The organism is Allomesorhizobium camelthorni, from assembly GCF_011045125.1.
GTDB lineage: Bacteria > Pseudomonadota > Alphaproteobacteria > Rhizobiales > Rhizobiaceae > Allomesorhizobium > Allomesorhizobium camelthorni.
Genome location: NZ_JAAKZF010000149.1, coordinates 1 through 7,696 on the forward strand (window position 1 = coordinate 1; position 7,696 = coordinate 7,696).

Genomic DNA, 7,696 nt, shown 5'->3' on the forward strand with positions numbered 1-7,696 from the left:
GTAACGCGACCTTCAGGGCGCTCCTTCAAAGCTGCCCTTCGCGCATCGGCTCGAGTCGAACCTTCTCCTGCTGTTCGCTGGGGTAAGGTCTCGGCAAGCCACGACCCTTCTACGACGTTCCACTCGCTCTTGGGGAAGTTCGGCAAAAGGTTGAAGCGCGGACTTTGCTTTCACAGACCCAATGCTCCGCATCGGGACCAGAACTATGCCTGCAGGAGCTTAAGCAATTCCCTAGCGGCCGAGCTAGACGAGGAGGCATTCTGGCTGCTCGTCCTTGACTAGGAAGGGCACGACATCCGTCAGGTGTACGGCTTCCTCTTCGGTGTTGGTGAAGCCGGTAAATCGCCTTCCCTCGACGATAGGTTGACCCTGATTAGTCACCTTTTGCAGGACAGCGGGGGCATGACTCACTGCGACCGGCTTGCCCGAGTGTAGAAATCATCAATCTGCCGGATCAAATTCTCGTCATGGACAAGGTCTCACATGGGACCATGGCCGCCGGGATAGAAGACCGCTTCGAAACCGTCCGCTTTCACATCGCGAAGCTTTTGGTCTTCGCCAATACCTGCTGAGTAGTCTTTCTTGAAGCTTGAAGCGCGTCACCGCTTCTTTCTGTGTGTCCGGATCGTCGCTTTTGGGTCGATCGGCGACTGCCCTCCTTAAGGCGAGGTGAAGGTGGTCTCGGCGCCGCCGTCTTGAACACGCGTAGTAGGGCGCCGCGAACTCCTCCAGACAGAAACCGGTCGGTTTGCCCGTATTCGCGAACTAGTCATGCGACGTTAATACAATCAAGATTTTCATGGTCAGCCTCCGTTAGTTGCGGCATATTCAAGACTGGCATTGCCGGGTTACTCTTAAATTGGCACGGCTCAGCTCGCCGTGAGAGCGACGCAGCGACCGGCGCCGACGTAGTTGTTATTGGCGGTATTTGCGTGCGGACACCCACGCCAACCAATCCCAAGGTGTCGGCGACACCATCGTACAATGGACTGGACGTCATGTGGCGGTAGCGTTGCGGATCGCCATTGGTCAAAGGGAGAAGACACCATGGCCTTCACCATTAAAGTCAACGATCAGATGCATCGCGTGGATGTCGACGATGACACTCCTCTGTTGTGGGTGCTGCGCGACGTGCTTGGCATGACCGGCACGAAATTCGGCTGCGGCCTGGCGCTCTGCGGCGCCTGCACGGTGCATCTCGACGGCGTCGCCACCCGTTCCTGCGTCACGCCGATCGACAGCATCGGTGCGTCCGAGATCGTGACGATCGGCGCGACGGCGGTGGGTGCAAAGATCCAGAAGGCCTGGCTAGATCGGGAGGTCGTTCAGTGCGGCTACTGCCAGTCCGGCCAGATCATGTCTGCTGCGGAACTCCTCGCCACCAACCCCAATCCAACCGATGCCGACATCGACGATGCGATGTCCGGCAACATTTGCCGATGCGGGACCTACGCTCGCATTCGCGAGGCCATCAAGCAGGCTGCTGCGAGCTGAGAGGGAGGTAACCATGACAATCGACCAACAGGCGTCCCGAGCTTCCGGTCGGGGTGAACCGCCGTCGGCGAACACTCTCTCCAGGCGCAGCTTCCTCCGGGTCGGTGCCGCCGCGGGCGGAGGCCTGATGCTGAGTCTCAGCCTGCCGTTCGCAACCGGCGAAGCCGAAGCGGCCACCGACGATGTCTTCGCGCCCAACGCCTTCGTCCGCATCGGCAGTGACGGCAATATCATCCTGACCATGCCTTACGTCGAAATGGGGCAGGGCACCTACACGGCGATACCGATGCTGATCGCTGAAGAGCTGGAGGTGGACCTCAAACAGATCGAGCTGCAGCACGCTCCGCCCGATGAAAAGCTCTACGCCAATCCGTTGCTAGGCGTGCAGGCGACCGGCAATTCGAACGCGATCCGAGGAGCATGGGAGCCGCTGCGCCAGGCCGGTGCGACCGCGCGGATCATGCTGGTGGCCGCGGCCGCGAAACGCTGGAAAGTCGATCCGGCTGCCTGCCGCGCTGAACGCGGTGAAGTGGTTCACGCGGCGGGGCGACGTATCAGCTACGGCGAGCTTGCCGCCGATGCGGCCCGGATGCCGGTTCCCCCAAGCGTCGAGCTCAAGCGACCGCAGGATTTCAAGCTCATCGGCACCCCGGCGAAGCGTCTCGACACGCCGGCGAAGGTCAATGGGACGGCCCTCTACGGGATCGACGCCCGCCCGCCAGGCGTGAAGATCGCGACGCTTGCGCAGTCGCCGGTGTTTGGCGGCCGCGTAAAGAGCGTCGACGATGCCGCCGCCAAGGCCGTCAATGGCGTGCGCCAGATTGTACGGCTCGACGACGCCATCGCTGTAGTGGCCGATCACATGGGAGCTGCCAAGAAGGGGCTTGAGGCCCTGGTGATCGAATGGGACGACGGTCTACACGCCAAGCTCGACACGGGCGCGATCCTCGGCGAGCTGGAACAGGCAACGCTCAATCCGGGCGCAGTCGCGCAGAGCATTGGCGATGTCGACCGCGCGATGGCGGACGCCGTCACCAAGGTTGAAGCGACCTACCAGGTTCCGTTTCTTGCGCACGCGACGATGGAGCCGATGAACTGCACAGTTCATTTGCGTGAGGACGGCTGCGAAATCTGGGTCGGAAACCAGGCCCTCGCACGCGCGCAGGCGGCTGCGGCCGAGACTGCCGACCTGCCGTTGGAGAAGGTCGTCGTGCACAATCATCTAATCGGCGGCGGTTTCGGGCGAAGGCTCGAGGCCGATGGTGTCATTCGCGCGGTCGAGATTGCGAAATACGTAGACGGGCCGGTCAAGGTCGTGTGGACGCGCGAGGAGGATATTCAACATGACATGTATCGTCCCATGTTCTTCGACCGAATCTCAGCCGGTCTCGACGCAAAGGGGACGCCGGTCGCCTGGAACAATCGTTTTGCCGGATCCTCGATCATAGCGAGGTGGCTGCCGCCCGCGTTCAACAACGGTCTCGATCCCGACACTACCGAAGGCGCCATCCACCTTGTCTACGACCTCCCGAATCTACATGTGGAATACGTGCGGGTGGAACCGCCCGGCATTCCGACCGCCTTCTGGCGCAGCGTCGGGCCGTCGCACAATGTCTTCGTGACTGAAAGTTTCATGGATGAACTGGCGGCGGCGGCCAAGCGGGATCCGGTCGCCTACCGGCTCGCGCTCCTTGACAAGTCGCCGCGCGCCCAGGCGGTTCTGAAGCTCGCCGCCGACAAGGCCGGTTGGGGACAAGAGATCCCGGAGCGGGTCGGTCGGGGCGTCTCGGTCCAGAACGCATTTGCAACCTACATGGCTCAGGTCGCCGAGGTCGAAGTGGCGGAAGATGGCACAGTTCGCGTTCGGCGCGTTGTCTGCGCGGTCGATTGCGGCACCGTCGTCAATCCCGACACCATCCAGGCGCAGATCCAGAGCGCAGTCATGTTCGGTATCACCGCGGCGCTTTATGGTGACATCACGCTAAAGGACGGTCGGGTCGAGCAGACCAACTTCGACAGCTATCAAATCCTGCGGATGGACGAGGCGCCAGCTGTTGAGGTGCACATCGTTCAGAGTTCCGAAGCGCCGGGCGGAATGGGCGAGGCCGGGACTTCGTGCATCGTCCCTGCCGTGACCAATGCGATCTTCGCGGCTACGGGTAAGCGCCTGCGAACGCTGCCCGTTGATCCCTCCACGTTGCAGCAGCCGGGCTGAATCGGACTGAATTGTTGCTCTCGGCAGCAAATGACGACGCAAGAACATGGTCGAGCAGCGCGACCGCTGCGATTCTCGGCGCGGCATTTCGAAATCCTGATGGCATCTGCGAAAAGTCAAGGAGCGAGGCCAACATCGGGCTCGCTCAGCGGGGAGAACTCGCAGGATTTTGTGACCGCGCGTTCTGCCAATCCGGAGCTTCAGGATGACGCGAAGGAACAGCCGCTTATGTCGCTCGATGCTCGTTCCAGTCCAGGAGACGTACGGCAGGAAACCACCCCCAGCCGGACCTTCCCGAGCCTCATCAGGCAATCTGAAGGCCGAACGCACCAACCGACCACGTGCGCCAGGAGCCGACTTTCCCGGAGCTTCTCAATAGCGGCCGTCCAGACGGGGCCAGCGCGACTCGGCTGATCAAGTTCCGTCAACCGATTGCCAATGCATTTCCGCAAGGAACGGTGTGTTGAGGTCGAAAAGGAGATCGGTCGGTCGCAGAGGGAATGCGCTGGTACGCGTTTTCCAGTCGAAGGCGCCGCCGAAGGATTCTACATCTTCCTCGGACTGCAATGTGTCCCCGGCGGTGACCCGTTCCCTCCAGAGCACCGTAACAAGCAGATGTGCGTCCTCCTAGTCGCCCACGACGGCGAGGGTGGCAAAGCGGCCGTCAACGCCATCCGCGCGGCGCTTCCGAAGCCGCTCCTTCATTCCGCAGGGACAGGCACTGTCACATTATCTTTCACGAGTTCCATAGCGACGAACGAGTGCGTTTGGCGGACGTTAGGCAATTTGCCGATCCGGTGGCCCAGCACCGCGCGATAATGTGAGATGTCGTGGGTCCTGACCTTGAGCAGATAGTCGAAGTTCCCCGCTATCATCAGGCAGCTCTGCACTTCCGGGATAAGGCGCACGGCGTCGTTGAAGCGATCGAGCGCGTCATCACTCGTCTTGTCCAGCGTCACCATGACGATCAGGACATGGCCGGCCCCGAGCTGACTGGGGTCCAGATCGGCGCGATAGCCGCGGATGATGCCCGCCTGCTCCAGCCGCTTCACGCGCTGAGCGCACGGGGTCTTGGTGAGATTTACCCGGTTGGCCAGTTCGACGATGGGCAGGCGGCCATGCTCCTGCAGCTCGCGCAGAATGCTGCGGTCAATGCGATCCAGCTTCATTAGCCATTTTTCCTATAAGATTGCTGATTTCAGGATATAATACGCTACAATTCTTCATATTTGGAGCCATGTCCTAGCCATATTGCCTGATATTAGAGTTAGGAAGGCTGAAAATAAATTGCCGGACTAAGCAATTTGACTGTCCCGACCTGCCGATCCATCGGCTGGCGCTTTCCGGTCGGGGTTTTGCGGAATCCGGCGACGAAGGGGAAAATGGATGTCTGACATCTATATTGTCGGTTTTGATGGAACCGACGCCTCGCACCGGGCAGCCGCGCTGGCGTCCGGCCTTGCGAAAACGTCGCGTGCACGGGTGCATCTCGTGTACGTGCTGGAATGGTCGCCCTATAGCTTCCTGACGCAGGAAGAGCTCGCCGAGCGCCACAAGCGACGCGAGGAGGAGTTGAAGCGGGCGGCAGAAATCGTCGAGCCGGTGGCGAAGGACCTTGCCGCCGGGGGAGTTCAGGTAACGAGCGAGGTCCGCTACGGCCATGCTGGTGAACTCTTCTGCCAGATCGCCGAGAAGCTGGCGGCGCGCCAGATCTTCATCGGCCGCAAAGGCTCGCGTTCGCTGGCCGATCGGCTTCTGGGCGGGCTGGCGATTACGCTTGTCCAGGCATCACCCGTACCCGTGACGGTGGTGCCGTAGCGCTCGTGTTTTCGGGGCGTCGCCCCAACCATTTCTCGAAAAGGTTCTGAACCGATGAAAAAGCTGTTCTTCACGGCGGCCTTTGGCCTGCCGTTCGTACCCGCGCATGCGTTGGCCGGGCTCGACGAGACGATCAACAACGCCGTTGCGCCTATCTCGAACGTGATTGCTTCGACTATATTCTATTCTGTGCCGGTGGCCGGCACAGAATTCCCGCTGATCGTCGGCTGGCTGGTGATCGCTGCGGCAATCTTCACCGTCTATTTCGGCTTCATCCAGCTCCGCGCCTTCGGCCATGCGATATCGCTGGTCAAGGGTGACTATTCCAATTCGGAGGATGCCGGCGAGGTGTCGCATTTCCAGGCTTTGGCGACCGCCCTTTCGGGCACGGTCGGGCTGGGCAACATCGCCGGCGTGGCGGTTGCCGTCTCGATCGGCGGAGCAGGCGCCACCTTCTGGATGATCCTGGCCGGCTTCCTCGGCATGGCCTCGAAGTTCACCGAATGCACGCTGGGCGTCAAATACCGCAACGAATTGCCGGATGGGACCATCTCCGGCGGGCCCATGTATTACCTTTCGAAGGGCCTGGCGGAAAAGGGCCGAGCGGGGCTAGGTCGGTTCCTCGCCGTGTTCTTCTCCATCTGCTGTGTTGGCGGCGCACTTGGCGGTGGCAACATGTTCCAGGCCAACCAGGCCTTCCAGCAGGTGGTCAACGTGACCGGCGGGGCAACAAGCCCGCTTTCCGGCTACGGATGGCTGTTCGGCCTGGTAATGGCCGTCCTGGTCGGCTCCGTGATCATCGGCGGCATCAAGTCGATAGCCCGCGTGACCGAGAAGATCGTGCCGTTCATGGGAATCCTCTATGTCGGCTCGGCGCTCGTCATCATCGCCGTGAACATCACCAACATCGGTTGGGCCTTCGGTCAGATCATCGGCGGCGCCTTCTCGGCGGAAGGCATCGCCGGCGGCGCGATCGGCGCGCTGATCCAGGGTTTCCGGAGAGCAGCCTTCTCCAACGAAGCGGGTATCGGCTCGGCGGCCATCGCGCATTCGGCCGTGCGCACCAAGGAGCCGACAACCGAGGGCGTGGTCTCGCTGCTCGAGCCCTTCATCGACACGGTGGTCATCTGCACCATGACCGCACTCGTCATCATCTTTACCGGTGTGATCGACACCGGACTGACCGGCGTAGAACTCACGTCTGCGGCCTTCGGCTCAGTCTCGGGCTTCTTTCCCTACATCCTGGCGCTGGCGGTGCTGCTCTTTGCGTTTTCGACCATGTTGTCCTGGTCCTACTACGGCCTGAAAGCCTGGACCTACCTGATGGGCGAAGGGCAGGCGACAGAGATCGTTTTCAAGCTGATCTTCTGCATCTTTGTGGTGATCGGCGCCTCGATGAGTCTCGGCCCTGTCATCGACTTCTCCGACTCCATGATCTTTGCCATGTCGCTCGCCAACATCGTCGGCCTCTACATCCTTATGCCGGTCGTGAAACAGGAGGTAGAGCAGTACTTCGCCAAGCTACGCTCAGGAGAGATCCGGAAGGTTACGGCGATCGCATAAAATGGGAGAACACGGCATGGCTGCGGCGTCCGGAGCCGTGGCCATGCACAGTTGTACCGCCGGTGTGAATCGGCATCTTGCATCCCACCATTTGCAATGAATCAACTGAATAAGCCGCCGATCGGCACCGAGACCCCCTCCGATTCACACCAATTGCCGATCTTCCCGGCGCTTCTCCAGGCCACCCTTCACGGCGTGGCTTGAATCAGACCCGAAGCTGCCACTCGACGATAGCTCGGAAGTACGCGCGTTCTTTGCATCACGGACAGCCCGACGAGCCCGCTCACTCGCTATGCCGACGAAGTTTTGTTCGCGCAGGCAAAACGTAGACTGCTACCCAATTCGGCAACCTCCGCCTTCGCGCTGGTTGAGGGGCTCGTTGCGGCCGTTGCCGACCAACGGTCCAAAGGCGCTGATGTCTACCTGCATCTGGGTTTTGAGGGTTGATGGACAAGCTCCGCGCCGCTCGCTCGCTACAGCGCTGTTGAGGGCCCGCTCACGGGGGCAAACGGGCTGTTCGAATGACAACTGCGGGCCAGCCATCCGCGTTGTTGCACTGAAGGGCCGCTTTCGAGACGCAAAACTCGGCCCGCAAATGTCCGAAAA

The 7,696-nt window shown here is 61.0% G+C and carries 5 protein-coding genes; 4 read left to right on the forward strand and 1 reads right to left on the reverse strand.

What is annotated here, in order from left to right; all coding sequences use genetic code 11:
• The first annotated feature begins 1,047 nt into the window (after positions 1–1,047).
• Together G6N73_RS33735 and G6N73_RS33740 are read left to right on the forward strand one after the other, a co-directional pair.
• Positions 1,048–1,494 (forward strand): (2Fe-2S)-binding protein, encoded by a 447-nt coding sequence (locus G6N73_RS33735; RefSeq protein WP_165034248.1) that lies wholly within the window; start codon positions 1,048–1,050, stop codon positions 1,492–1,494.
• A 13-nt stretch (positions 1,495–1,507) separates the two neighbouring features.
• The gene (locus tag G6N73_RS33740; RefSeq protein ID WP_165034249.1) at positions 1,508–3,709 is read left to right on the forward strand and encodes a xanthine dehydrogenase family protein molybdopterin-binding subunit; all 2,202 of its coding nucleotides are present in this window, start codon (positions 1,508–1,510) and stop codon (positions 3,707–3,709) included.
• A 701-nt stretch (positions 3,710–4,410) separates the two neighbouring features.
• Here the strand turns inward: G6N73_RS33740 and G6N73_RS33745 are convergent.
• Entirely contained in the window at positions 4,411–4,878 is a 468-nt protein-coding gene (locus G6N73_RS33745) for an Lrp/AsnC family transcriptional regulator (protein WP_165034250.1), read from the reverse strand.
• Positions 4,879–5,095: 217 nt separating this feature from the next.
• Here G6N73_RS33745 and G6N73_RS33750 point away from each other — a divergent pair, with 217 nt between their 5' ends.
• Both G6N73_RS33750 and G6N73_RS33755 read left to right on the forward strand, forming a co-directional pair.
• Positions 5,096–5,527, forward strand: a complete 432-nt coding sequence (locus G6N73_RS33750) for a universal stress protein (protein ID WP_165034251.1) — start codon at positions 5,096–5,098, stop codon at positions 5,525–5,527.
• A gap of 54 nt (positions 5,528–5,581) precedes the next feature.
• Entirely contained in the window at positions 5,582–7,090 is a 1,509-nt protein-coding gene (locus tag G6N73_RS33755) for an alanine/glycine:cation symporter family protein (RefSeq protein ID WP_165034252.1), read from the forward strand.
• Positions 7,091–7,696: the final 606 nt, after the last annotated feature.

Coding starts and splice junctions, on each gene's coding strand:
- G6N73_RS33735 (WP_165034248.1), top strand. CDS start 1,048: ATGGCCTTCACCATTAAAGTCAACGATCAGATGCATCGCGTGGATGTC.
- G6N73_RS33740 (WP_165034249.1), top strand. CDS start 1,508: ATGACAATCGACCAACAGGCGTCCCGAGCTTCCGGTCGGGGTGAACCG.
- G6N73_RS33745 (WP_165034250.1), bottom strand. CDS start 4,878: ATGAAGCTGGATCGCATTGACCGCAGCATTCTGCGCGAGCTGCAGGAG.
- G6N73_RS33750 (WP_165034251.1), top strand. CDS start 5,096: ATGTCTGACATCTATATTGTCGGTTTTGATGGAACCGACGCCTCGCAC.
- G6N73_RS33755 (WP_165034252.1), top strand. CDS start 5,582: ATGAAAAAGCTGTTCTTCACGGCGGCCTTTGGCCTGCCGTTCGTACCC.